Source organism: Mesobacillus persicus, from assembly GCF_900109925.1.
In the GTDB taxonomy this organism is placed as follows: domain Bacteria; phylum Bacillota; class Bacilli; order Bacillales; family Cytobacillaceae; genus Mesobacillus_B; species Mesobacillus_B persicus.
In genome coordinates, this window is the sequence record NZ_FOBW01000017.1 from 49519 (window position 1) to 73566 (window position 24048).

At 34.1% G+C, this 24048-nt stretch carries 26 protein-coding genes and 5 pseudogenes; 17 read left to right on the top strand and 14 right to left on the bottom strand.

Features of this window, described 5'->3' with window-relative positions; all coding sequences use genetic code 11:
- Window positions 1-35: 35 nt before the first annotated feature.
- Window positions 36-359: a hypothetical protein gene (locus tag BMX30_RS19320; protein ID WP_090749400.1), complete on the top strand. Its 324-nt coding sequence runs from the start codon at window positions 36-38 to the stop codon at window positions 357-359.
- A 75-nt stretch (window positions 360-434) separates the two neighbouring features.
- Window positions 435-596, top strand: coding sequence for a hypothetical protein (locus tag BMX30_RS23660; protein ID WP_170843942.1), 162 nt, complete (start codon window positions 435-437; stop codon window positions 594-596).
- A 179-nt stretch (window positions 597-775) separates the two neighbouring features.
- Here the strand turns inward: BMX30_RS23660 and BMX30_RS24005 are convergent.
- Window positions 776-940 (bottom strand): annotated as a pseudogene (locus BMX30_RS24005) (DUF6431 domain-containing protein); the annotation flags it as partial.
- A gap of 1308 nt (window positions 941-2248) precedes the next feature.
- On the opposite strand from BMX30_RS24005, the gene BMX30_RS19330 reads away from it, so the two are divergent.
- Window positions 2249-2767: a hypothetical protein gene (locus BMX30_RS19330; protein ID WP_090749402.1), complete on the top strand. Its 519-nt coding sequence runs from the start codon at window positions 2249-2251 to the stop codon at window positions 2765-2767.
- Window positions 2768-3425: 658 nt separating this feature from the next.
- Here BMX30_RS19330 and BMX30_RS19335 read toward each other — a convergent pair.
- From BMX30_RS19335 to BMX30_RS23665, 4 genes and pseudogenes are all read right to left on the bottom strand, one after another.
- Window positions 3426-4368: pseudogene (locus BMX30_RS19335) on the bottom strand (IS3 family transposase); the annotation flags it as partial.
- Window positions 4369-4448: 80 nt separating this feature from the next.
- Window positions 4449-4724: pseudogene (locus BMX30_RS24305) on the bottom strand (IS3 family transposase); the annotation flags it as partial.
- A gap of 145 nt (window positions 4725-4869) precedes the next feature.
- Window positions 4870-5133 (bottom strand): hypothetical protein, encoded by a 264-nt coding sequence (locus BMX30_RS19340; protein WP_090749405.1) that lies wholly within the window; start codon window positions 5131-5133, stop codon window positions 4870-4872.
- Window positions 5134-5159: 26 nt separating this feature from the next.
- A complete protein-coding gene (locus BMX30_RS23665; RefSeq protein ID WP_170843943.1) occupies window positions 5160-5318 on the bottom strand; it encodes a hypothetical protein in 159 nt (52 codons plus the stop codon).
- Between the two features lie 327 nt (window positions 5319-5645).
- Between BMX30_RS23665 and BMX30_RS19345 the strand changes: the two genes are divergently transcribed.
- The 9 genes and pseudogenes from BMX30_RS19345 to BMX30_RS19395 all read left to right on the top strand — a co-directional run bounded on the left by BMX30_RS19345 (window position 5646) and on the right by BMX30_RS19395 (window position 12320).
- Window positions 5646-5882 carry a hypothetical protein gene (locus tag BMX30_RS19345; protein WP_139195418.1) on the top strand — a complete coding sequence of 79 codons (237 nt, stop codon included), beginning with the start codon at window positions 5646-5648 and terminating at the stop codon, window positions 5880-5882.
- Between the two features lie 18 nt (window positions 5883-5900).
- Window positions 5901-6263, top strand: coding sequence for a hypothetical protein (locus BMX30_RS19350; RefSeq protein ID WP_090749410.1), 363 nt, complete (start codon window positions 5901-5903; stop codon window positions 6261-6263).
- A 1086-nt stretch (window positions 6264-7349) separates the two neighbouring features.
- Window positions 7350-7703 carry an IS66 family insertion sequence element accessory protein TnpB gene (tnpB, locus tag BMX30_RS19365; RefSeq protein WP_090749414.1) on the top strand — a complete coding sequence of 118 codons (354 nt, stop codon included), beginning with the start codon at window positions 7350-7352 and terminating at the stop codon, window positions 7701-7703.
- An 88-nt stretch (window positions 7704-7791) separates the two neighbouring features.
- A pseudogene (tnpC, locus tag BMX30_RS19370) lies at window positions 7792-9114 on the top strand (IS66 family transposase); the annotation flags it as partial.
- Between the two features lie 150 nt (window positions 9115-9264).
- Complete coding sequence (locus BMX30_RS19375; RefSeq protein WP_090749415.1) at window positions 9265-10506, top strand: tyrosine-type recombinase/integrase; 1242 nt, start codon at window positions 9265-9267, stop codon at window positions 10504-10506.
- Complete coding sequence (locus BMX30_RS19380; protein WP_090749417.1) at window positions 10503-10892, top strand: hypothetical protein; 390 nt, start codon at window positions 10503-10505, stop codon at window positions 10890-10892. The genes BMX30_RS19375 and BMX30_RS19380 overlap by 4 nt, the downstream gene beginning before the upstream one ends.
- Window positions 10893-10917: 25 nt before the next feature.
- The gene (locus tag BMX30_RS24310; protein WP_425283783.1) at window positions 10918-11289 is read left to right on the top strand and encodes a site-specific integrase; all 372 of its coding nucleotides are present in this window, start codon (window positions 10918-10920) and stop codon (window positions 11287-11289) included.
- A gap of 10 nt (window positions 11290-11299) precedes the next feature.
- Window positions 11300-11554, top strand: coding sequence for a site-specific integrase (locus tag BMX30_RS24315; RefSeq protein ID WP_425283785.1), 255 nt, complete (start codon window positions 11300-11302; stop codon window positions 11552-11554).
- Window positions 11555-11660: 106 nt separating this feature from the next.
- Window positions 11661-12320 (top strand): tyrosine-type recombinase/integrase, encoded by a 660-nt coding sequence (locus BMX30_RS19395; protein WP_090749422.1) that lies wholly within the window; start codon window positions 11661-11663, stop codon window positions 12318-12320.
- A 44-nt stretch (window positions 12321-12364) separates the two neighbouring features.
- On the opposite strand, the gene BMX30_RS19400 is transcribed toward BMX30_RS19395, so the two are convergent.
- Window positions 12365-12859 carry a transposase gene (locus tag BMX30_RS19400; RefSeq protein WP_244532670.1) on the bottom strand — a complete coding sequence of 165 codons (495 nt, stop codon included), beginning with the start codon at window positions 12857-12859 and terminating at the stop codon, window positions 12365-12367.
- A 248-nt stretch (window positions 12860-13107) separates the two neighbouring features.
- On the opposite strand from BMX30_RS19400, the gene BMX30_RS19405 reads away from it, so the two are divergent.
- Window positions 13108-13341 (top strand): hypothetical protein, encoded by a 234-nt coding sequence (locus BMX30_RS19405; RefSeq protein ID WP_090749424.1) that lies wholly within the window; start codon window positions 13108-13110, stop codon window positions 13339-13341.
- An 871-nt stretch (window positions 13342-14212) separates the two neighbouring features.
- On the opposite strand, the gene BMX30_RS19410 is transcribed toward BMX30_RS19405, so the two are convergent.
- Entirely contained in the window at window positions 14213-14599 is a 387-nt protein-coding gene (locus BMX30_RS19410; protein WP_090749428.1) for a hypothetical protein, read from the bottom strand.
- A gap of 129 nt (window positions 14600-14728) precedes the next feature.
- Between BMX30_RS19410 and BMX30_RS19415 the strand changes: the two genes are divergently transcribed.
- Complete coding sequence (locus tag BMX30_RS19415) at window positions 14729-15394, top strand: hypothetical protein (protein WP_090749430.1); 666 nt, start codon at window positions 14729-14731, stop codon at window positions 15392-15394.
- Between the two features lie 699 nt (window positions 15395-16093).
- On the opposite strand, the gene BMX30_RS19425 is transcribed toward BMX30_RS19415, so the two are convergent.
- The 3 genes from BMX30_RS19425 to BMX30_RS19435 are packed head-to-tail and all read right to left on the bottom strand — an operon-like array spanning window position 16094 to window position 19033.
- Window positions 16094-16735, bottom strand: coding sequence for an ATP-binding cassette domain-containing protein (locus BMX30_RS19425; protein ID WP_090749434.1), 642 nt, complete (start codon window positions 16733-16735; stop codon window positions 16094-16096).
- A 14-nt stretch (window positions 16736-16749) separates the two neighbouring features.
- Entirely contained in the window at window positions 16750-18246 is a 1497-nt protein-coding gene (locus tag BMX30_RS19430; protein WP_090749436.1) for a hypothetical protein, read from the bottom strand.
- A 4-nt stretch (window positions 18247-18250) separates the two neighbouring features.
- Window positions 18251-19033 carry an ABC transporter permease gene (locus BMX30_RS19435; RefSeq protein WP_090749438.1) on the bottom strand — a complete coding sequence of 261 codons (783 nt, stop codon included), beginning with the start codon at window positions 19031-19033 and terminating at the stop codon, window positions 18251-18253.
- Window positions 19034-19161: 128 nt separating this feature from the next.
- Between BMX30_RS19435 and BMX30_RS19440 the strand changes: the two genes are divergently transcribed.
- The gene (locus tag BMX30_RS19440; protein WP_090749441.1) at window positions 19162-19557 is read left to right on the top strand and encodes a hypothetical protein; all 396 of its coding nucleotides are present in this window, start codon (window positions 19162-19164) and stop codon (window positions 19555-19557) included.
- Between the two features lie 426 nt (window positions 19558-19983).
- Here the strand turns inward: BMX30_RS19440 and BMX30_RS24320 are convergent.
- Window positions 19984-20073 (bottom strand): annotated as a pseudogene (locus BMX30_RS24320) (hypothetical protein); the annotation flags it as partial.
- Window positions 20074-20152: 79 nt separating this feature from the next.
- Here BMX30_RS24320 and BMX30_RS24020 point away from each other — a divergent pair.
- On the top strand, window positions 20153-20368 hold the full coding sequence (locus BMX30_RS24020; RefSeq protein ID WP_244532671.1) for a helix-turn-helix domain-containing protein: 216 nt from the start codon (window positions 20153-20155) through the stop codon (window positions 20366-20368).
- A gap of 592 nt (window positions 20369-20960) precedes the next feature.
- Entirely contained in the window at window positions 20961-21416 is a 456-nt protein-coding gene (locus tag BMX30_RS24025; RefSeq protein ID WP_244532672.1) for a Mu transposase domain-containing protein, read from the top strand.
- 265 nt (window positions 21417-21681) lie between these two features.
- On the opposite strand, the gene BMX30_RS19450 is transcribed toward BMX30_RS24025, so the two are convergent.
- The 3 genes from BMX30_RS19450 to BMX30_RS19460 all read right to left on the bottom strand — a co-directional run bounded on the left by BMX30_RS19450 (window position 21682) and on the right by BMX30_RS19460 (window position 24043).
- Window positions 21682-22134, bottom strand: coding sequence for an HNH endonuclease signature motif containing protein (locus tag BMX30_RS19450; protein ID WP_090749443.1), 453 nt, complete (start codon window positions 22132-22134; stop codon window positions 21682-21684).
- Window positions 22135-22565: 431 nt separating this feature from the next.
- Window positions 22566-23243, bottom strand: a complete 678-nt coding sequence (locus tag BMX30_RS19455; RefSeq protein ID WP_090749446.1) for a hypothetical protein — start codon at window positions 23241-23243, stop codon at window positions 22566-22568.
- Between the two features lie 68 nt (window positions 23244-23311).
- Entirely contained in the window at window positions 23312-24043 is a 732-nt protein-coding gene (locus BMX30_RS19460; protein ID WP_090749448.1) for a hypothetical protein, read from the bottom strand.
- Window positions 24044-24048 lie beyond the last annotated feature (5 nt).

Consider the following 24048-nt stretch of genomic DNA (forward strand, 5'->3'; position numbering starts at 1 on the left):
AGAGATAGATGCAAAATGGAAAAGGAGATTACTAGATGAATATTGTTTCGGTCGAAGAAGTAACCCTTTACTTCCGATCATACGGGTTGAAATGTGATGAAGAACTGGTTAAAACATGGCTAGACGAGGAAAAAAATAAATCAAATACAACCATCTTCAATAAACAGATTAACGAAGATTACCTCTATACTTTCAATGATTGGTGCAGATGGAAAGGAACTGCTTATGAAGATGGAATTGATGATCAGACAAAGATAGCCCGTTTATTTGAAGAAGTTATTGAACTCAAAAAGGAAATAGATAAATTGGAAAAGGAAAAAGCAGCGTTAGAAGACTCGTTGGGTGTTCTACCCTTTTAATAAAAGTAGGTTCCTCTACCTATTTGGAAAAATTAGGTGGGGGAGTTTTAAATGCTCAAGTGGGGGATTTTTCGATTGACAAATACAACTCTCCTCTCTGTGTCTATCATGAGTGTAAATCAGGAGTTATTGGACAATGAATGCGGAACGGGTATGTATCCAAAAATATTTACAATGGGCCGGACAATTCTTGTCAGCCATCCATTGGCATCTCCTGCCAAGCGTCCAATCCTTTGAAGTGCAGTCCCTGAACCTTCGGACGTGAAATCCAAGGGGATGTTTCCCTGTTTGGTCCTAATCATGATGGAAGTCAAACAGCCAATCCAATAATCCACAAATTTATGAAACCAGCCATGCCACCTCGAAAGGGTGGAATCATCGGCCGGAACAATGTGGTTGGATGGGTTCGTAAGAACGTTTTCGATACATTCAGCCTCATAACGCTTATAAGGGATCAATAAATCCGGCAGTTCATGGTGGATGGTACTGCAATTAGTACACTGTAACCTCCGGATGTTATATGTCTTACTCTGTCCTGTTTGATCCTTGGCTTTTCGATTCTTAGTTCCTATAACCAACATGTCTTTTCCGCAACATGGAGAAGGTATCCTCCCCGCACCCCTAACTAAAAACCCCAGTTAGAATGTTTTCAATCAGCTGATAATCTGATACAATAACCATATGCTTTTTTGGTGGGACGTCTCCCGTATAACTGTTGGCGCAGTTATACATTTATGGGGGGCGTCTTTTCCTTTCTCCAGAATAAAATGTCGAAATGTTTCGAATCATATACGGACATTATAATCGACTAATTCTGGACAGGCAATACCGTCAACTTTCGGTTATTTAAGGGTGTCAAAAACAATTGACAAAAACACATAAGTAACACAGAGACATTTTTCACATGTTATTTAATTTTCAGGAACGTATTATCTTACCTTTTCAACCAAAAGTTACTAGTTTTTGTCGATCGGCTGCCTCCCAGAGGTTTCTAATGATTTTTCAGGAAGCAGAAAATCTCCTATCCATTTTATCTTCCATTTCCTAGTCTAATGGACATGTCACTCCTTTCCTCACAGCGATAACAATGACCTCTGTTACTTTCCGACAAGAGTGTCCATTTCTTGCAGAAATGCCTCTCAAACTGGTTCCCTCATCATTTAATTCCAGTATATTACGATAATGGATCAAAAAAAATACCCCCATATAAAGTGTCATATCGTAAGATATGCTCACTAATTATATAGAAGGTAGTGGGTGGTAAATAAGCTGTCTTTTAGTGGTAAATCCCCTGTCATTCGGTAGTAAAAAATTTGTCACTGGTGGTACATATAGATGGCCGTAATCATAGTTCGCTAAAGTACCAATGAGAGAAGATAATAATATAATTAACTTAATCATCAAAACTATATACAATAGATAACACTCATAAAATTAGAGTCCACGTCTCGGTAAAACACAGTTAGAATAAAAAGAGTCCATTGGAAAGGGAAAAGAACATGAAATAGAAGTTCTATGCTACATGGAGAATAACCAAATGAATCACTCTTTAATAAAGAGAAAAACCATTCCCCCGATTTCCATCTTTTAGACCTACCTCCCTATAAAGGAATCCGACTTTCATATATGTCCCGTTCTTGTTTCCTCCGCTCTTCCCTCTAATGTACCACCTATTTAGCATTAATCACTATAATTTTCCAATACTTTTCCCACCAAAATAGAACAATAATAAAAAAAGCAGAATCAGTTGCTCTAATATTTCTTACTTATAAACAAGTTAAATAAACAGTTTTTTACATCATTTATGTAAATATATAGTATTTTATGCTACAATGTAACGAAGATTCAGATTTATTATATTAAATTAATTTGGAATAGGAGGATATTATATGAAAAATCGAATGACCTTATACTCTGTACTCGTTCTATTAGTCTCACTTCTTTTATTAGTAGGTTGTACAGAAAAACCCAAGCAGATTACCGAAGATGGAAATATTAAGACAATCGATGTTATTTTGCAAAAAGCTCTAACAGGTCCGAACGAGGAATTGAAGAAAATATTCCACGATGGCGACTTTACCGAAAATGTTAGGCAATATGATAATGCTCAATTTAACGGTTATTTCGCAAATGATTCAGCCTATATGGAATTTGTGAATAGTTACGGGGCGGTATTAATGATAACACCTATTAGAAACGACTACACACTTAAAATAAATAACATCGAGTATGAACAAACTGATTCCGAAGAAATTATCTACAATTTCTCAATTGATTTACAGTATCAAAAAGAAGGTAGTCAGGAATCAGAGGTTGTTTCAGTGAATGGGCAAGCAAACCTCAATGAAGAACACAAAATAGAAGATATGCTTATAAATTTAAAAAACTTATGGAGTGCAATAGAATAAAAATAGCTCTACTACTTAGCCTAGTTATTTTGCATTATCAAAATAGTGCGCTTACTAATAAGATTGCCTCAATTTGCAGACAAAAGGGTTCTGAACATCCACATTCTGAACTCTTTGTCCCAAATTTTATTTTCCATAATGATTAACTCTCTCCTTTAATATACTACTTAAAAAAATAACAAGACCCTTACATGCCCAATTGGTTACCTTCTTTAGATTTAATGACGTAAAGGTATGATTTCCCCACACTCACAACAGTATCAATGCTTGGTTACTGCTTCCCGACTTACGAATCAAACACTCTTAAGGAAATATTTGTTCTATGGTTACACTCTCTAATTGATATCACGTGACCGAATTCTTTCTTAATAGAATCTCTTCATCACCCTATTATGCCATATGTCTATGTTAAATTATGTTTTAATCCTATTCAAAATAAAGATCGGAATCTCCGATGCTGAAGCGGAAACCATGCGGGGATCATAGACAGGTGAGAATATCCGACAGAAACTTACAATGTTTAGGTACAGTGTCATTCCTAAGGAAGCACATACCTGGAACTGAATCAACCACACCTTATTCTAATAAAACCAAAATAAAAGACAATCTCATTTTATACAGTGTACCCTTTGTAAAGGACATAAAAAAACTAGGCAGCTTATAAAAGATGATCTCTGTATTGTACCGGTGCATCTATTTTTCGATGCCATTGATTCTATGGTGGTTATAGTAGGTCATGTATTGTATAATTTCCTTTTTAACATCACCTAATGTTAGACATCCTTAATAAATGTTTCGTCTTTCAGTTGGCCAAATAATGATTCGATTGGGGGATTATCCCAACGGTTTCCTTTTCTAAATATAGATTGATAGAACCCCAGTTTTTTACCATCTTTTGAAATTGAGGGTGAGTATAGTGAACCCCTTGATTTGAGTGAATAGGCGCATCTTTATCTTTTTTTGAATCTTCTACCCTTCTTTGCTCTTGGAATGTATCTGTAGTTAAGCCCATGGTCATTCTGTCAGAGACGTGGTAGGCAAGAAGCCTGCACGCTCGATCCGTCTAATATCATTGACAAATAAGCTCTAGAATTTCTCCCAAAATTCAAGTAAGTTTTGTCTGTCAATATAACTCCCCCTACTTCCCTTGGGTGAATTGACACTCTAATAAGTTAGGGCCACAGAGTGTTCCTGGGTAGCTTTCATCAAACTCCTGTTAGGATTTGCTCTTCTAGATAGGGCAGACAGTATTATATTTGTTCATAATTGTCGTATTTTTTTTCAAGTTATAAACGATCTGAAATCGACCTGTCAACGTCATTTTTATTTGGAATTCCCCTCTTTTTGCGGCGTTTATTTTGGAATGCTTTTAATAGGATTTCTTGCACTTCTTCCCTAGTTTCTCTCTGTATTCTGTTCTTTTTGCGAATTGAGAGAGAAGCAATTATAACAGCCACTCTTCGAGACTATGGCTACTCTATAAAGAAATCACACCATATTATTCAGCTGATATTTCTAGTTCACGAAACGAAGAATAAACTTTTAGTTAGATGAGAGGACTACTTATTTACCCCCTTAACGCAAAACAAATCTTTTTTGGAGTTCACTTTCAGACTTAAGTGACTACTCTCTTTCCGTATGTCTCCCGGATTCACATTTCCCTCTTTCATATAACCCGGCAACTCCACTCCATTCTTTTTATAAGCTGGCTACTTCTTTTACTTGCGGCATGAATACGTGATATTTCGATTTTATTCGTATCAAATCCAGACTCTTCAAAGATTTCACTTGTGAACTTTCTCTTTCTCAGCTATAAGTATCCGTTTAAATTCATCAGAATAAGCGATTCCCTTTATACTTACCATTTCACATATGGATTAGTGGATGATTACTTGATTTTTTTCTCTGTATATTTTTTACTGATGATGGATTTCCTCAGGCTTTCCAATGTTGTTATTTGTCACTATACAAAAAGCACCCTATAGGTAGACTTTTTTAAGTGTCTACACTACAGGGTACCATTTATTATAACAAGCTTGTCCTTTATTTTGGTTGTTTAAATTATTTCGTCTTATCTTTATAATTCGTAGTTAGTAATATGGTTAATACCATGTATAGCTATCCCATGGTGCCTTTGTTGGTGATGTAGATGAATTATACCCCACGGAATCAGGTGTTTTCATTGTATATGATGTTGTAAGTCTCCAAGATACCTGTTGCACACCATAATTACCCAGTTTACCATGCTGTTCAGGGTCATATTCACTAACAATTACCTTAAGACATTTACTACACTGATGGGCATACCCAAAACCGACTATCTCTTTCCCATTTTGATATAATTCACCAACACCATGTTCAGTCATGGTGTGTTTACCTCCTCCAGGACAGGCTATATAAAAAGTTCGATATTTTCATCTGTACTTCCTTCTAAACTATCAGAATCGTGTTCATGATTATGATGAATATCTCCAGCCGCAAATGAACTACTTGGTAAATATATCAAGATAGCAAAAATTGCAATCATAATTGTAATTAAATTCTTTTTCATACTTTCCATCTCCCTTTGTTAAAATAGTTCTGTAATACCCCTATATAAAAGTACTTATGTTAGGAACAATAAAGTTTTTTGCTTATTTTTTCTCTCCTTCTAGATTAGTTTTTCGGAACTATATCCCCCCCTACCGCTAACCCATACCCTTCTTTCGATTTAATTTTTTACCATAATAATTCCAATTTTTATTTCAACATAATTTGGGTTATTTGTGTTTAAATATTCAAAAAAATAATTCAAATAAATATTCTATATTGATAATGGATTTAAGAGTTAAGCAATTTGTATTTAAGTAGTGAATTATATGAGGGAGAGGTCCTTAAATTGAAAAAAATTCTTATTATTCTTTCAGCTATATTAACTTTTGTATTCGGCGGGTTTACTGTTAGTGCTGAAGGAACAGGCAATGATGACGACAATCAAAAATCTGTTGAAATTGGAGAAAAAGAGTTATACGAAAATTTAGATATGGGCGAAGCTGAAAATATAGAAGAGTATACAAAAAATGAAAATGATAAGGATGGACTCAATGTAACACTCGACTATGAACCAATTATTTAAAATGGAATACTTAGCCCTTTGCATCAAGAAGGCTCTTCACAGTTTACAACCTTTGGCGCTGGAACATGGGATTATTTAACTTATGATTATATTAATACGGAAAAGTCAATAATAGTTAACTCGGGTGGTGGTGACTTTATGTTTATCATTACTCAGCCAAATATAGGTCCTGGTTTTTCATGGATGTATAAAGTTTATGAAGATGATGGGGCAGTTGGTGATGATACAGTGGGGTATTATTCATTGGGAAACTATAGTGATCCACAAGCAATAATAATTGATGCTAGACCTTTCGTAGATGGAGACAATAATAAAGCTGAATTTTATATTGAGAAAACTACGGTTCCAACACGTAGCGTACTTGTAGAATTTTATGATTAAATAAGCTAATAGAAAAGGTGAGAATAATATATCTCACCTTTTCTATTTACACGGTTTGCATGGAACTACTGCCCCCGTAAATACCATCTTTATTTATTCATATTCCAGATGCGATAACTTTAGATTTTCCAAGGATTTATTCTAACGGTAATACCCCCACTATAGTATCACTTATTCTTCTATATTACTCATATTATATATTTAAGATAAGTATACTTATATTTCACCTACATTATTTTTACTAAATGCGTACCAATATTTATGTAATTATAGATTGTTGTTCATTATTGCCTTATACACATAGATCCTTTAGCAATAATATTTATATTTCCTTAGTTCATCTAATTAACAACATACTCAGTTCAGTTTTCCTTTTCCTTCATAAGACGAAAAAAGGTAAAATAAGTATAAAGATTTTTTCTTAGGGTCAGTATGATGACCAACTTAATTGGCATTAGTTATAGTTATATTTATTATCTCGACAAGGAAGGTGTTTTTTTGAGGGAAGACAAGGAACAGATGCAAAGAAAATCACAGAGTCAATATAGAAAGGCAAAGAATAAAAACCAAAAAGATGATTTAAGTACAAGTAATAAAGAGTTTATAGTAGTGTCTATTATTTTATTTATTTTTATAATGATTAAATGGTTATTTACTCTAGAGTAAGATACCGAACTCTTTCCTTATTGACCCCTATAGGCAAATAATAAAATATTCAATTTTCTAATACCAATAAATAACTGTTCAAAATACAACTAAGCTATTCAATGTGTAAATATAAATAAAATTTGTGCCAAGATTGATTATAACGTAAGCCCCCAATCAAACAACGCATATAAAACACGCAGCGCCTCCTGGTACTATGAAAGTATCAATTTAAGGGAGGTGCTTTTCAAATGCCGGATCAAAAACTCACGATTGTCCCGTTACATTAGATGCCGAATACAAAGTATCATATCCACCTACTTCATCAACCACCTCAGCCATTAACGTTTGTACGATCCAAACGACTAACATAGAAATTTCCTTCTCCAACGGCGTGGATGAGCACATCATCCAAACGGTTATGAGGGAGCTGAAACACCTGTGAAACAAGATTATACTAGTGTGAAAAATATTTACATCATTTGTGGAAAGACACATATGCGCAAAGGTATTGATGGATTGGCAACACTAATCCAAGATTCATTCGAACTTGATCCGTATGGTGATTCCATTTTCTTATTTGCAGGATGGAGAAAGGATCGCTATACATGTTTGTATTTTGACGGCGATGGCTTCGCCATGCTTTATAAACGTTTAGATAATGGCAAACTTCAATGGCCCAAAAATGAAAAGGAAGTACGAAATCTTTCACAACAGGAGCTTCGCTGGCTCCTTGAAGGGTTATCAATCCAGCAGCCAAAAGCGATTCAACCATCATCAAAAGGTGTTTTCTGAGTTCGAAATTGCCATCATTTATCTATATTCTACTATTCGAACTCGTTATAATAAGAGGAGTGAATCCGGTCGAAAAGTGGTGAATGATATGGCGAACGCTTCTTCTAAAAACGAAAATCCGTCCAAGAAATTAATTCGGCTACTCGAAGAGCAATTGGCTCATTCGAATCAACAAAATAAAGACTTGTCAAAGCAGATTGAAGTGTTAATCGATCAAGTGCGCCAATTAACTAAGCTGTTATATGGATAAAAAACTGAGAAATCAAAATATAATGCACCAGATGGGGAAGCGTCATTATTTGGTGATGAGCCGTCTTTTAGTGAAACTGAGAACATAGAAGAACAAAGCCAACAGACGATTTCTTATACTGTTGTTCGAACTATTGAAAAGAAAAAACGAAATGATTCATTACGTGATGATATAGAAGTGGAAGCATTTCACTATCATCCAGAAAATACACAATGTGACTGTTGCCAAGGACAAATGATTGAAATTGGCTGTACAATCGCACGCGAAGAAGCAGAATTTATTCCCTCAAAAATGAAGAAAGTTCAACACATTGCACACGCGTATGAATGTAAAGTTTGCAAAGTCGACGCATCTCAAAAAGCGCAAATTAAACGTGGTAAAGCACCGCAGCCACCTATTCAACGTAGCATCGCAAGTCCTAGCGTACTTGCCAAAGTAATGTATGATAAATTTGCACAATACTTACCCCTTTACCGTCAGGTAAAGGAATGGGACCGTTATGGCCTGAATACCAATGATAAGAATCTATCGAATTGGGTCATTTGTGCATCACATGATTGGCTATTGCCTATTTACGAACGAATGGAGCATCTGATGATGGCTAAATCGATTCTACATGTGGATGAAACTTATGGACAAATCATCAACCGGTCCGATGGGAGATCAGGTCAAACCAATGCCTATAATTGGGTATATCGATGTGTCCCAAGCCAAGGACCGACCATGACTCTCTTCCAAAGCTCATTATCACGGTCTCGATCTATTCTTGAAAGTTTCATTGAAGGCTATTCTGGAACCATCGTTTGTGATGGTTATTCTGCTTATGATAAGTTGGAAGGCGTATCCTTCGTAAATTGTTGGGCGCATGTTCATCGTTATTGGCTGAAAGCAGACAGCAAAAATGGACGAATTGGTGTTAGCTATTGCGACGATTTGTACCGGCTCGAAAGGAAATTTATACACTTGTCTCCGAGTAAGCGAAGAAAAAAACGCCAAAAGTACTCCAAGCCAATTGTGGATAAATTCCTCGAGTGGGTTAAAATTTCACCCTTCTACGGAAAAAATGCCCTAGCAAAAGCAGCTGAATACACATTGAATCGAGCAAATGGACTCAAAAAGTTCTTGAACGATGGTCGAATTGAGATTGATAATAATCCAGCCTTATACAAATCATTAAATTATTCTGAGCTTTTCTAGAAAACCTCGTAATTTCAAGGTTTCTTCTTCAAATGCTCAGAATAATTTTTTTGTTTTCCGGATATTACTGATTTGTCAGATTCCTGGCAATTAAATATATCGGAGGGTAAACAATTGGATGATTTTAAAGAACTGTCAGTTGCAACTCTTGTGAAAATCAAATCGTTTGGCATTAAAAGTAAAAGTGTAATAAAAAGTTTCAAGCGATCTTGCAGGCTTCTTGAAACTTTCCTAAAAGAAAACAACCTGAATTTCTCTGCCGAGAATGCTGAGCAGTGGCTTTCGGGATTTGTGATTCTAAAGAAAGGAACACGAAGTCACCGTGACCTGTATCTATCTCATAGGCGTGCTATGCTGCTTTTGCTTGACATGCAGAATAATCAACTTGGCGAATGGAAGGTATACCCCTTAAAGATAGCTCAAAGACCAGCCACCGACCACTATAGAAACTTACTAGAACAGTATAAACAATATCTTTTACAAGAAAATATGTCGAAAGCTACTATAATATTTTCACTTAGAGTGGTAAGCATGTTTTTTTGTTATCTTGAAAGTATGAAAATAGACAACTTAAGCGAGCTCACAGCTAAAAATGTCTCAGACTTTTGGGGAAATGATGTACTTTCAGGCAGAAAGCCAACGGGTATACAGGCTTATGCATATAAGTTAAAAAAGTTCTTCATTTTTCTCGAAAAGAATGGATTCATTAGTCAAAAAAACCTATATCTTGCAATTCCAAAGGTTTTTGCAAAGCAGGTTTCAATAGTAACAACGATATCCAAAGATGCTGAGCAGAAGCTTATATCCGATGATAAGCTATCAACTCCGTTGGGAAAGAGGGATCAGGCTATAATTCTTCTAGCGTTACGTCTTGGAGTGCGACGTTCTGATTTAGTCGGGTTAAAATTCAAAAACATTGACTGGCAGAATGATTCGAAAACATTTATACAGCGGAAAACGAAAATTCCGGTAACACTCCCCCTTCTAACAGATGTTGGAAATGCTTTGATGGATTATATACTCAATTCACGAATGAATTCTGAAGCAGATGAAATTTTTCTAAGAGGACATGCACCTTACAAGGCAATTCAGCCGGCCTCTGCTAGTAAAGTTCCGCTTAAATACCTTTCAGAGTTTGACTCGGACGATTGCCCTGAGAAGGGATTACATATTTTGAGAAGGACTGCAGCAACAAACTTGTTTGAAAACAATGTATCTTCAAGTATCATATCTGCATCGCTTGGCCATTCGAATCCAGATTCAGCAGATGTCTACATTTCTACTGATTCCAAAAAGATGCGTAAATGTGCTTTAAGCCTCTATGGAATAGAATGTTCAAGGGAGGAATTGCAATGAATGAGAGATTTATAAGCAACTTTGCACAATATATGGAAAGCATGATAAGAGAAAAACATAATTCAGGATTTTCTTTAAAATATATGGATAAGCACCTTGATGAGTTTGATTGGTTCTGCAGGAACAACTTTCCCAATAAGGTTTCACTTGATAAGGAACTGGTCGAGGCATGGGTATATCATACAGAATCAAAATCTATACAGGAAGTACAGAAACGCTTTCGAACAATGATGCATCTTGGTAACTATATGCTACCCCTGCGGGGTGAAACATGCATTACTAAAAACAAGCTTAAAAGAGCAAAACCCAAGGAGCCGCATATTTTTACAGATGCTCAGTTAGAAGAGTTCTTTCGAATTGGTATATATGTCGGCAGATTTGACTGAACTTTGTCGTAAATATGATTCTATTATGGAGACTAAAAACCCGGGACGTGAATATTTTTTTCCATCTAGTAGGGCAGCTAATTATAACAATACTTCGGTCTGCAGGTTGTTTGACAACATACTTAGAAAGACTTCATTCTTTGAAAAGACCAGTAAGAAGCCAACCTGTCACGGGTTAAGACATACTTTTGCAGTGAACAGTATGAGGAAGTGCATCGAAGATGGGGAAAATTTCAATATTATGATCCGATACCTAAGCCGATATATGGGACACTCATGCCCGCAAAATACCATGTATTACTTACACATGGTAGTGACCCTTGTTCCTGAAATCCGAAAAATGGCAAAAGGATATGAGGATATCCTTAACGGTGTAGCATATGTTGAAGAATATTAATAAGCAAAAAATGTTTTTTATTTATGTAAGTGATTTTCTCTTCCTGCATCTTAAAGACCATGAGCATAAGTCTAATAATACGGTAGTTGCATATAGACAGGGGCTGAACAGTTTTAGGGAATTCACAAAGGAAGTATATGGGAAAGGGGTTGATAAACTTACATTTGAAATAGTGACCCAGGATGTGGTACGAGAGTACCTGAAATGGCTAGTAGAGAAAAAACGATGTACCATTACTACAAGAAATCATCGGCTAACTAATTAAACAATATTTTCAATATTGTTCTGATAGAGACATATCCCTTGCTCCACAGTATATCAAAATATCAAAAATCAAACATGTTACCGTACGTGCTAAAAAAAGGAACTGGATGACACGTGATGCTATCAAAGTAATCCTCGAACAACCACCAAAGACAAAAATAGGAATTCGCGATAGGTTTTTCATGATATTTCTATATGGAACAGGTGCAAGGGTTTCGGAAGCACTTAATGTAAGGCTTAAGGATATAGAAATTGCTACCAAAGACCCTTTTGTAAGAATTCTGGGTAAAGGAAACAAACCGAGGTGTGTACCTTTACTTGATATCACAGTAGAAAATCTTGATTATTACCTGTCGGTTTATCATCCTAATGGGTTGCCTGAAGATTACCTTTTTTACACTGTCATTAAAGGCACTAAGGATTGTATGTCCGTTGCAAATGCGGAACGCTTCATAAAAAAATATGGAGAAGCTGCCCGTAAGACCTGTAGTCAGGTGCCTGAAAATGTGTATCCACATCTTTTCAGACATAGTTTTGGTGCACATTTGTACAGAATGGGATTTCCATTGCCGGTGATTGCAAAACTGCTTGACCATGAATCGTTGGAAACTACAGAAATATATGCACAAACGGATACAGAAATGATAAATGCAGCTTTTAGGGAAGTAGAAGAGTCCTTACAGAGTCAAAACCCTTTAGAGTTGAAGGAAAAGAAATGGAAACTTGCAGATGAAGAAACCCTTGCTAAGCTATACGGATTGAAATAATCCCCAAAAAATTATTCTGAGCATTTTAGGACAAATCAAGGTAATTATGCAGTTTTCTTACAATGCTCAGAATAACCTAATAATTGGTATAATGCTGGATTATTGTCTATTTCAATTCGACCATCGAATAGTCCTTTCGCATATGAAAGTTGGCTGCACGGCAATGTAGTTACGAAAATATATGCTTTCACCTTTTCACCAGTATCCCTATCAATAATAAATGCCTTTGTACCCGCCCAATCTACCTCCAGTATTTCTCCTGGTTTTCTACGAATACGCAAAGTTGTTTTATGTTTCTGGGCATATTCACCATAAATGACGGATAAAACGGCGATACGAGTAAGGGATATTATTGTTCGCTCGACTTTCTGCCTCATATTCATGGTGTAAAAGCGAAAGAGTAACGTCCGGTTTGGCCAACTCTTTATGGATGTAATCAAAGTCGAGTGGTTGCCTCCAGAGGCTACCAATGATTTTTCAGGAAACAGAAAATCTTCAATCCATTTATCGTCCATTTCCTTGTCTAATGGATACGTCAATCCTTTCCTCATAGCCATATCAATGACCTCTGTTACTTTCTGACGAGAAGTGTCCAGTACTTGCAGAAATTCCCCTCAAACTGATTCCCTCATCATGTAATTCCAGTACCTTCCGATAATGGATCATAAAAAATACCTCCCATATAAAGGTCATATCGTAGAGGTGCTCACTAATTATATAGAAGGTAGTGGGTGGTAAATAAGCTGTCTTTTAGTGGTAAATCCCTTGTCATTCGGTGGTAAAAACTTTGTCACTGGTGGTACAGTTAGATGGCCATAATCAATTAACAACTTTAATACCAACTCAAGAATATGAACAATTTGTAAAACAAGGCTATCACCTAGATAAAATTAAGCTTAGAGAATTTGCTGACAAAATGGATATAAATATTGGCATCCTTATAGGTAGATTAATGAAAGATAAACATATTGACTTTAGTAAAAAGTCCTATGAAGCCCTTAGAAGGAAGTTTAATATATAATATTAAATGTTTATTCCTACTACTTACCAAATATAAATTCTAGGCTAAATAATGCTTTATATTATAAAACGAACACTTTTGACCCCTCTTGTATCCATAGGGGTTAAATCATGAAAAGAACTGAACCTATAAGTTTCATGAAGAATACACCATTATCATTAAATCTTCTGTTCGATAAAAATTTGAAGTAATGTTTGGAAGCACGGAGCGTCTAGGAAATAAAGAAGAATGAAGTGACGCACATGTGATGTGATCACTCTTGCTCAAATTACAATATACAAATACTATTACTCGTATTTTAATGTGAAAAGTGATAATAATATTATTATTGGCTATCTATTTTCTGGATGATTTGTGTAATCCATTAAAATTGAGAAAACCCATCTCTCTGTTGGATAAACGAGCATAACAGTCATGATTCCCAATTTCACATGGATACTTCTTATCTAAATTTCCATAATATCAATAAAGATACTGCCAACCAAAATCCCTTTATTTCAGTCTTTACTCGACAATATTTTTACCAATCATCCAAGTTCTTTACCAATGATGAACTCTTCCATCATATGTGGAGAAGTTTTTTATTTTACTAAAGACCAATATTAAGCTTTAAAATATTTAATGATGATTTTTCTTGAACCATAGTAAATGTTTGGTTCTGACCATGTATTGAATGTAAGTAATTTATGTTTTGGAAGTCCCTCGTTCCATAAACAAGTCTCATGTCTTTAAACAACATCGTAATATACAAAATTTTATACCCATACGGAAATCTACAGGTACGTGTACCCGGCAGATAAATTTGATTTAGAATTAATGTATTCAGAAAGAAATCAAATTGTTATTCCTCCTTATAAACTGGATTTCCATGTTATAACTCCTTCGAGATTATATCAATCTGGACATGTCCGAGGTCAGGCGATATGTCATTAATCATGAACATTTTAAATACAGGAACCAATATAAATATGGTAGTTGAACTGATATTATTCAATAGGGAAACCCAATTGGAAGCATTAAAGCATAATTGCTTCATCATCCCTGGGATATGTCGGAATTTCAATAACACTAGTAGAACTAATGCTAATAATAGCAAATAAATAAAAGTTACTTCCAAGTTAATCAAGGCCAGTTCAACTATGGCATTAATCGTTACTTTGCCTTTTGGATGCCCAACTAGTGGAACAAACTGTATTAAATCCCCAAGGTGGTCCATTCCCAGAAGTTTCTCGGGAATGAAAATCGAGTAAATAGGCATATCTCACAATATTGGATACAGCATGATCCCATTTCACTATTAAGTATCGATACCTAGTCGATTAGGCGAAGGAAATCCTCCACCTTTTTAAACTTTTAAGGCTCATTCCTTGATAAGGAGGAAGAATTATTGAAAAGTTCATTATTAAACATTATTAAATTCTTATATTACCTAGTTGGTATTCCAGGCATTGTTTTATTCTTTTTTGAACTTTTTCACAGCGATACAATTATTATGACTTGGGTCACCACTTTTTTAGCTATCTATATGTATTGGGTTATTTTAATATGGATTACAAAAATTGAGATTCCATTAAATTGGATACATAAAAAGATAAGTATTTATCAATGGCTTGACAGTTTAACAAATCACGATGAGTCTCTTATTTATCCACTTTGTACCCAAAAAGTAAAATATACTACATTAGAAAATTTACTGACAGTAAAAAATTCATTTATAAAAACAACACATGGTAATAAAGGAACTTTAAAATTATATAAAGCATACTATAGACAACTTTCTAACGAAAACTCTGATCAAGTATACTGGACAGCATTAATGACCCTTTTTTCCTCAATGGTTATATTACTTGTTAGAGAATATATTTTAAAAAACAGCATTAAATTATCCATAGTTGAGAGCTCTGATTATTTTTTATTAATAATGCTCATTGTGACTACAATAGCTTATATGGTAGTCCAGATTCAAAGAAATAAAAAACGTTACGGATTAATAACAGATATACTAGATATTTGTATAGAGGAAATTGAAGAAAAAAAGGATAAAGACAAATAAGTTCAGTAATTCATCCGTGAGTTGGGTATCACTTTCATCACTGAATCACATAGAAATCGAAAAGTCTCCATCATCATTTAGGAACTGGAGTACTTTTTAATTTGAGGATTCAAATACTTGTAATTGTTTTTGCGTGGTCTAGAATGTTAGGCTTTTTTACAAACTGAAATCATTCTATATTGAAATACGGACTAACCATTTATATATAATTTTTCTGATTATTCAGACATTAACCTGGGTTTATTTCAATATTAATATAAACTTAGTTGCAAAGTTCGTCTATATCCCTATTGCATTTTCTAGTTAACACAATACTATAACAAAAAGGCCGCACGATAAGGTCAACATCCGAATTACCACTTTTAAATACTCTTACTTTCACAACGTTTGTATTTATATTTTAAATTGATATCATTTTCATTATCTAGTTCGTTATACAAATCCAAATCTATATTGATATCATTACGGTACAAAGCAAAATAAATGATTTCTTCACTGCGAATCTTCCCCTGTAATTCATGGTATATTTTAACAATCAGCAATTAAAATCCGCTCCCTTTTACTATAGAAAGGCAGCGGGTTTTAGTGTTTTGTCTCCGTCTTGTTTGGATACTGTTAATAATTATGATAACCAGAGAAATTCAGTTTTATCGTAAGCGTACATCCAAAAATAGTTAGCTAAATATTCAACTGATAATCCTAAATTACTTTTTCAAGTTTAAAATTATTAATCCTGTAAACACTGTCGCAAAGTATATCAATGTCCTCTTGATTATGACTTGTAATCAGAATAGTTCTTCCCTCTTGTCTATAAGAGTCCAATAGTTTTCTGATATGTTTTACACTATCAAAATCCAAGGCATTAAACGGTTCGTCTAAGATTAGAACTTGCTGGTCTTCCATTATTGCTTGAGCAATGGCTAGTTTCTGCTTCATTCCCAAAGAATAGTTCTTAACTTTTTGGTCCGATTCTGGGAGTAATCCAACTAACTCCATTGTATCCTCAATTTTATCTTCATCTATTACACCTAGAATTGAAGCTAATTCTTTAAGGTTTTGAAAACCAGTTTTATTAGCTATGTAACCTGGACGATCTATAATGATACCAAAATTATTTGGAAACCTATTTTTGCTTTGACCTATTAGTTTCCCTTCTACAATTAAATTACCTTCATCAGGATAAATAAACCCACAAATCATTTTAAAAAGGACCGATTTACCTGACCCATTTGGTCCTACAATTCCATAAATTCTACCTTTTTCAATATTAAGGTTAACTTGATTAAATAAGGTATTACCTTTAAATTTTTTACTTACGTTTTCTAATGTGATTACAGACATATACACACCGCCCTCTAAATTTTTAAGCTTTTCTTGAATAAATAATTAATGATCAACAAAGAGGCAATAATCATAAAAGTTAAAAATGACGAAATATATATGATTGAATGATCTATTAATGATAAAAAGCTATTTAAACCAATAGGATTCAATCCAAAAGAATTCAATCCAGGTAACATTAAAACCATAAATACACTGATTAAGATTAACACATATGAGGATTCTTTACTTGACCAGATTAAAATAAAAACAGCTAATATATAAAAAGTTAATTGTAAAAAACTATTCATTAAAAAATGCGTTAACAAATCATCTATGGGTACTGAAAGCATAGTGGTATAAAGGTTTGTTTTCAATCCTACAATGAAGCCAATTGTTAGAATAATAAAAGATAATCCGAAAATGAATAGGATAACTGTAACTATTAACCTCTTAAACCATGACCAAAACCATCTATATAAGCTTCTATATCGAATTAGTTTGTAAGGTCCCATTAACTCAATTTCATTAACTAAGAATAAACTAACTAAATATAAAAAACCAAAAAATACAATGCAATAAAAGAAATAAGATGAATAGGAAAAACCTGTAGCACCTGTTCCACTGAAGGATAATAACAATAGGTCCCATATTGTGGCATCTGAAGAACGTATTGAGTTTGCATTTGATAGGATCCCGGATAAGCAAAGAATTAAATAAATAATCTTGGGGCCGAATTGTTTAATTAGTAAATAAAAATTCATTTTACTCATATCAACTAAATTCATTAAAAATAAGGTAATTCCTATAACAATTAGTATTAATAAGCATGCAACAGGTACAGTTACCGAAGATGTTATTTGAACTAGGGAAAAATAAGAAATAGGGTTTAAGTAAGAAAACTGAACAGGTAGTAGTTTAAAACCCACGCCACCACCAAAAAAAATTAGTGCACAGGCAAAAAGAATTAAATTCCTATTTTTCACAAAAAGGTAATTTAGCGCTATAAAGGTATGTAAAAGAGATGCCGCTATAACTAATAAAAAAAATTGGAATATCAAAGTGTAAAGAGGATGATGAAAGGTACTCGCTACACCAGATAGGGTATTTAAGAAGTTCTCTGACTTGCTAAATGGGCTCCAAATTGAGGAGAATGGTAACCCTATCATCATAAATAATGATATAAATATCCAAACAAATAACAAAGGGCTAGCATTTTTCCAAAAATGCTTTAGAGACCTGTATATCCATTTTTTATAAGAACCTATACGAATTAAAGCTTGTTCACTAAACTGATAATGAGTTGATTGAACAGAAAAAAACATTAGTAATGGAACAATAAAGTACACAATGAGATACATATCATTCATTAATTGTAAAGATAAATCCCAGCCATTAATTAAGAGTCTATGTTCTTGAGCATAGCCTAAGATGGGATTCCTGAGTAACACACCATAACCATAAATAATGACTCCAAATAATAAGTACTTTATACTAATAAGTTCATCAAAGAATCCTTTAACCATTATCATATCTTTAGGTCACCTCATTGCTACGCCGAAGACAAAACAATAAAATCATCAAAATTAATATTAAAACTAAAAAAGGAATAATAACTGTCCATAACGGCTGCTGTTCAATATTAAATGGAAAAACAGTACTTATTGGAGAGAATCTAGCATGTCCCAAAACACCTGCGATAAAGTTAAAAATATGGTAGAAAAGGAATGGTGCAGATAATGCAATAAACCTTGATTTAATTAATAGCAATAGAGAAAAAGAAATACTTGCATATACTACTCCGTTAATGGTGACCCACAATGAATAGAGTACCCCATAAGATAATTCCCCTAAAGGTAGAAATTGAGAAAAAGTAGTGGAACCGGAAGAACCGTCTTCCAAAAACGATGATGGAGTGTATTTAATAATACCAAGTTTGGGTTCGATATATACTGCAAAAATAAATGGTACAAAAATCATCATAAATACTACCAATCCAGTTAATAATGCATTAGTTATTCCCTTACTTAATAAATATATTTTTTTTGGAATTCTAGGTCGTACATAAGTGATGTAATTGTTTTTTAGCTCTTGTATAAAGGTCTGCAAGAAAATAAAAATGACGATTACAGGGAAAAGTAAAGGAATTATACCTGAGATTATTGATTGAAATAATTCTATTTCCTCAAAAAACATATAACCGCTTGTATACTGCAAAAATGAAATGGCAGGTATTAAGAAAATAATAGTTGACCATATTAAAAGATTTGTAGACGTAATACTTTTTTTCAATTCTACCGCTAATTGATGTCTTAACATTGCAAAGCCCTCTCTTAATTAAAATCTAGTTTCCAAATTATAACATAGTTATCAAAAAAATAATACCTTGTCGAATCACCACTTTTTAGTTAATATTGGAAGGAATTAACATTTTTGGGGGAGATTACATGAAGAAGAAACTAGCAATTCTAGGGTTATCGGTTGGTTTACTAACAGCAGCGGGATCCGCACAAGCTATCTCATACGGATTCAATGAAGAGGTAGGAGCGTTCAATGGTTCTGCTGTTACTAGTTGGAAACCAGATCCAACAAATAATGATATGTATGTTCGAGTTAATATGTCGAATGTTGAAGGTTCGTATACAGTTGATGTACGAGATAACATGAGGAAACTCAGTAGCGGTAGTATTTCAAATACCGCTTGGAAGCAATCGGTTGGAGACGAAACAGCATGGAGATGGCAAGGCTCCCGGACAGGTGCTTATGAGGATCGCATTCAATTTAGTAATGACCTTACAACTCCTGTTAAAGTAACCGTATATGGACTTTGGGAGAACTTGTAAGATTTAATCTAGAAATTATTTATACATAAAAAAACTTCTCTAGTTATAAAATGAATCCCGTATAACGGACACTAATAAAAGTGCCCTTATACGGGTTTTGTGTTTTTTGTGACGGGCTAGGATGGAGGATAATCAAGAAAAAATTTAGAATAATAGGTTTTGTAGACTGAAATTATAGCTAGCAGAGTTTTTTAGTTTTATTTTTTCCTTGATAGCTGTAAGTTTTTATCAAAAAAACAAATGAATTTCTTCAATACTTAAAAGAAGCGGTTCAATTTAATGCTAGTATATTCTTCTTGTGAAATACTCGATTTTTAGTGGTTACTGCACTTCGATAAAAAAGAAAAAGGGAGTGATTATTCCTCCACATCCCCTTTTTTCCGCTTGTGCTTGTATTTCAATCTCGAGGAAATTTTTTCTTATTTGTTATTTGGTTGATAAACTACTTTCACTCGCAAGACCTTCTTCTAATAGAAGTTCATTTACCATTCTTCCGTCCTCTAAATACATATATGCTAAGAGACGATCTTATGCTTTATCATATTCTAGTCATTGAAAGTGACCAAACTATTAATTTTAGAGAGAGGAACAAAGGATGATCGATATGGCTCAATTTTGTAATATCAAATTCTTACAAGAGGTAGAAGGACTATCACAAAAACAAACAGCAAAAAAACTTGGTATTTCAAGGAATACAGTAAGTAAGTATTTAAAAGATCAGAAAGCTCCAACACCCATACAACGCCAAAGAATCTATGGTGGTACTAAAGATTATCCTGAAGAAATCAAAACGGGTATTACCATTAATTGATCAATGGTTAGAGGATGACCTCAACCGATCGGGTAAACAGAAACATACGGCTACCAATATATATAACAAATTAGTTAATGAGTATGATTTTGAAGGTTCGGAATCTAATATACGAAAAATAGTAAGGAAACGCAGAAAAAAGCTTCAGGAAGTCTTCATTCCTCTTGATTTTCAACTCGGCCATCAATTCCAGATCTACTGGGGAGAGGCGGACATTTATTCTACAGGGTCGAAAGAAACGTAATTATCTCTTTTGTATTTAGCTTTCCGCCAGTCGTGTAAGGGTAGTGAGAGCTTATCTTCATGAAAAACAGGAAGCTTTCCTTGATGGATTTGTTCATCCGTTTGAATTTTTTTGGGAGTTCCAACTGAAGGTCTATTTGATAATTTAAAAACAGCTGTGGTGAAAATCCTTCAAGGTAGAGATCGATTGGAATAGGAATCATTTCTTGCCCTGCAAACTCATTATCCATTTAAATCTGAGTTCTGCAATGTCCGGTCTGGAAATGAAAAAGGACGAGTTGAGGGTTCAGTAGGATATGTAGGAAGAAATACCCTTGTTCCTAAGCCAGAGGTTCAAACACTAGATGAATTGAATGACTTCTTACTAGAGTGGTGTATAAAAGAAGCTGAACGTAAAACCGTTCCTTATACAAAAGAAAAAGTTGCAGAGATGTGGGCTAAAGAAAAAAAATATCTACACCACCTTCCTGAACAACGGTTTGAAGCCTGTAAGCTAGTCTCTTGCCAGGTAAACAAGACTTCACTAATTTCAATCGAAACCAATCGGTATTCTGTCCCATATGGTTATGTCGGCAAAACTGTATGGGCAAATTTTTTTGTCAATCGAGTAATCGTTGTGGCTCAAAACCAAGTGATCGCAGAACATTTACGTTCAAATGAACGAAATCAATTGATTACTGTACTGGATCATTATCTAGAAGAATACCTCAATAATATACAAGTCCCGCTGAATATATATACTCATCGGGACTCAATGATTGGTTCCACACATTTTTTACAGTTTCCACATATTTATTTCAAATAATAAACTTATCGTCACTTCAGTTTAGAATTTTCTTACAGCACAGCATTTTCATGAAATATTTGTCTCAATTATTAACATAAATATGTCTCAATTATGTTAAAACAAGTCTCATTTATAACTGTTACTCATACCTACAATGTAATAATCTTTACAACATTTATGCTGAAAACAACTTACAAAAAGTAGTTACCAACCTTCCACACTCCACCTTTTCCCCTCCGCCACACCGTGCGTGCGACTTTCACCGCACACGGCGTTCCATCTTTTAATTGTACTTACCGATAGGTTCTAGGTTACAATTTTTACGATATTTGTTGATTTTCACAACTTCCTTATTATTAATTCCTAATCTAGTAATATAGGATTTTATCGTCTCAATTTCTGTTGCGTGTATTAATCTATGTACGTCTTTATGTAGGATTCTCAAATTATTAAATTCATCTTTTCCACCAAGACATGTAGGCATGAAATGGTGACAATGTACAACCTCGGCTGGTAATAACCATCCAGTGATTTCACATTTACCCATTTTCATACTGTAACGACTAAGACGATTGTCTAGATATTCCACGCTTCTGTTTGGGATGTTGGATTCCATTTGTCTACTAATTTCCTTTAAGACATTTCCTTTTAGCTTTTTGTATAGGACCACTCTGCCTTTTTGAGTATAAGGTGTTATCTCTTGGGTGAATTGCAGCTTCTTCGGATTTTCTAACATTTTCAATTCCTCCTAGCGGAACAAAAACACTTATTACTAATACCTGTTAAAGAGTATAGAGTTTCAAAAAATTTTTTCAGCAACACATCTCCTACTATAAATACTTGTATGTCAATTTGCATCCAAAAATGTAATGTAAAATGTAGGGCTACACTGGCTATTGTACCCCTACATTTTTATATACAAATCGTACTACAAATTCACTAATAATTTTAACAAAAACCCCTTCATATAAAATAAAAATGACCTACAAATTGGCATACAATTTGTAGGTCATTTTATTTTACATTTTTAATGTTTGTGACAGGTAACGGAACCCGTTAAGGTGGAAATGCTTCCTTTTTATTGAAATGGAAGAAATGAAGAGTCCTTATGGAAGGAAGAAATCGTGAGTAAGAAAAGTAAGCAGGAGAAAGGATATTAGCCCCCTCTCACGGTTTATATCTATTTTTTAATTGGCCTTTAATAACATACTTTAAATATGGTTTCCCTTCCGAAGTATCTATCCTTCCGATATAGTCCTCTCCGTTCATTTGGAGGTGTATTGTGGTAGAATCTGTAGCCGTTATAATTAAGTTCCCTTTAATTTTCATGTCATGCATCGACTCATAAATTAACCAAATCTTGTTTTTTGGCTTTATTCTTTGGTCTAACATCATATACGAGCTTAACATAATTCTGCTATCTTCAGCTTCTCCATCGAGATAGTATCTTAATTCGTCTTGTACTTCTTCTTCTGGAGTAAATGTCTTTATATATTCAACAGTAGAGAATTTCTCTATTTGTTGGTTAATAAAGTTCATGTCAGTTAAGTGTGAAACTGGCAAGGATGGGGTCGTATAATGACTTAGAAAAAATGCGACCAATCCAAAGAACAAAGTAAACCAATAAACTTTTAGTTCTTTCTTAAAAAAGAAATGCACCAAAATAATTCCCGTGCAAAAGCCAAGTGGAAGATGTAAAGATTCTGTATGATAACCTACAATTGCAGTGAGCAAATAAATTCCAGTCGTTATTATCCAGAAAAGATAGCTTTTCTTAAAGTGTGTAATTTGTGAGAGGACACTTGCTAATAAAAGAAAAATTAAACCGATCGTGATAATAAACATAATTTCAATCCCTTTGAGCAAATTGGAAAAAGGGGATTATATCCCCTTTCTCTTAAAATAATAAACTGTTAATAACCAATCTTTAAATTAAAGTCTAAACGAAATTCTTGAGAAAGCCAAGATGTTGGTACATCTATCGAAGCTGGCCCGATGCTGACTCCTCCAGTAAAAGGTATTAATGAGTGGACATAAGCCGCTTGGAAACTGCCATAGTCACCTAAATGACGCTCACTCACAGCTAATTCTGTGGATATACCACCAAGTGTTTTAGAAGGGAAAAGTAAAAATCTTGCTTTTATCCCATGCATCTCATTTGAAGCAGTCATATTAGAGGAAATATCCTTAAAACTTTGATCCCCTAAATTATAGTACTTAGAAAGAGTATTTTTCATTCCAGTAAATTTATCATCCCATGCTAAAGCAATTGAATCCTTTTCAGTAAATTGTGGCCAACTTTTCCACGAGAAGTCTAGAAACGCTATGTATTTGTAAACACTTGTTTTAACACCTATTTTTTCAATAAAAGCAGAGAAGTATAAACTGCTATCATCATAAAAATCTCCGGCACCCATAGTAGAAATTCCATCAACTGGAGTCGGCATTCTTAAAATAGAAATCTCTTCCTCCTTTGAATAATGGGCAATATCATTTTTCATAATTTCATAGATTTTGTTTCTATTTTCATCTGTAACTCTATATCTTGTCCCATCTAAGCTATTATAATATTGACTAACAGACATTTCATAGTCAGCTCGTTCACCAGTTGATAAGGCCAACTTCTCCTTAGTTTTAGCGTTCATCGCAT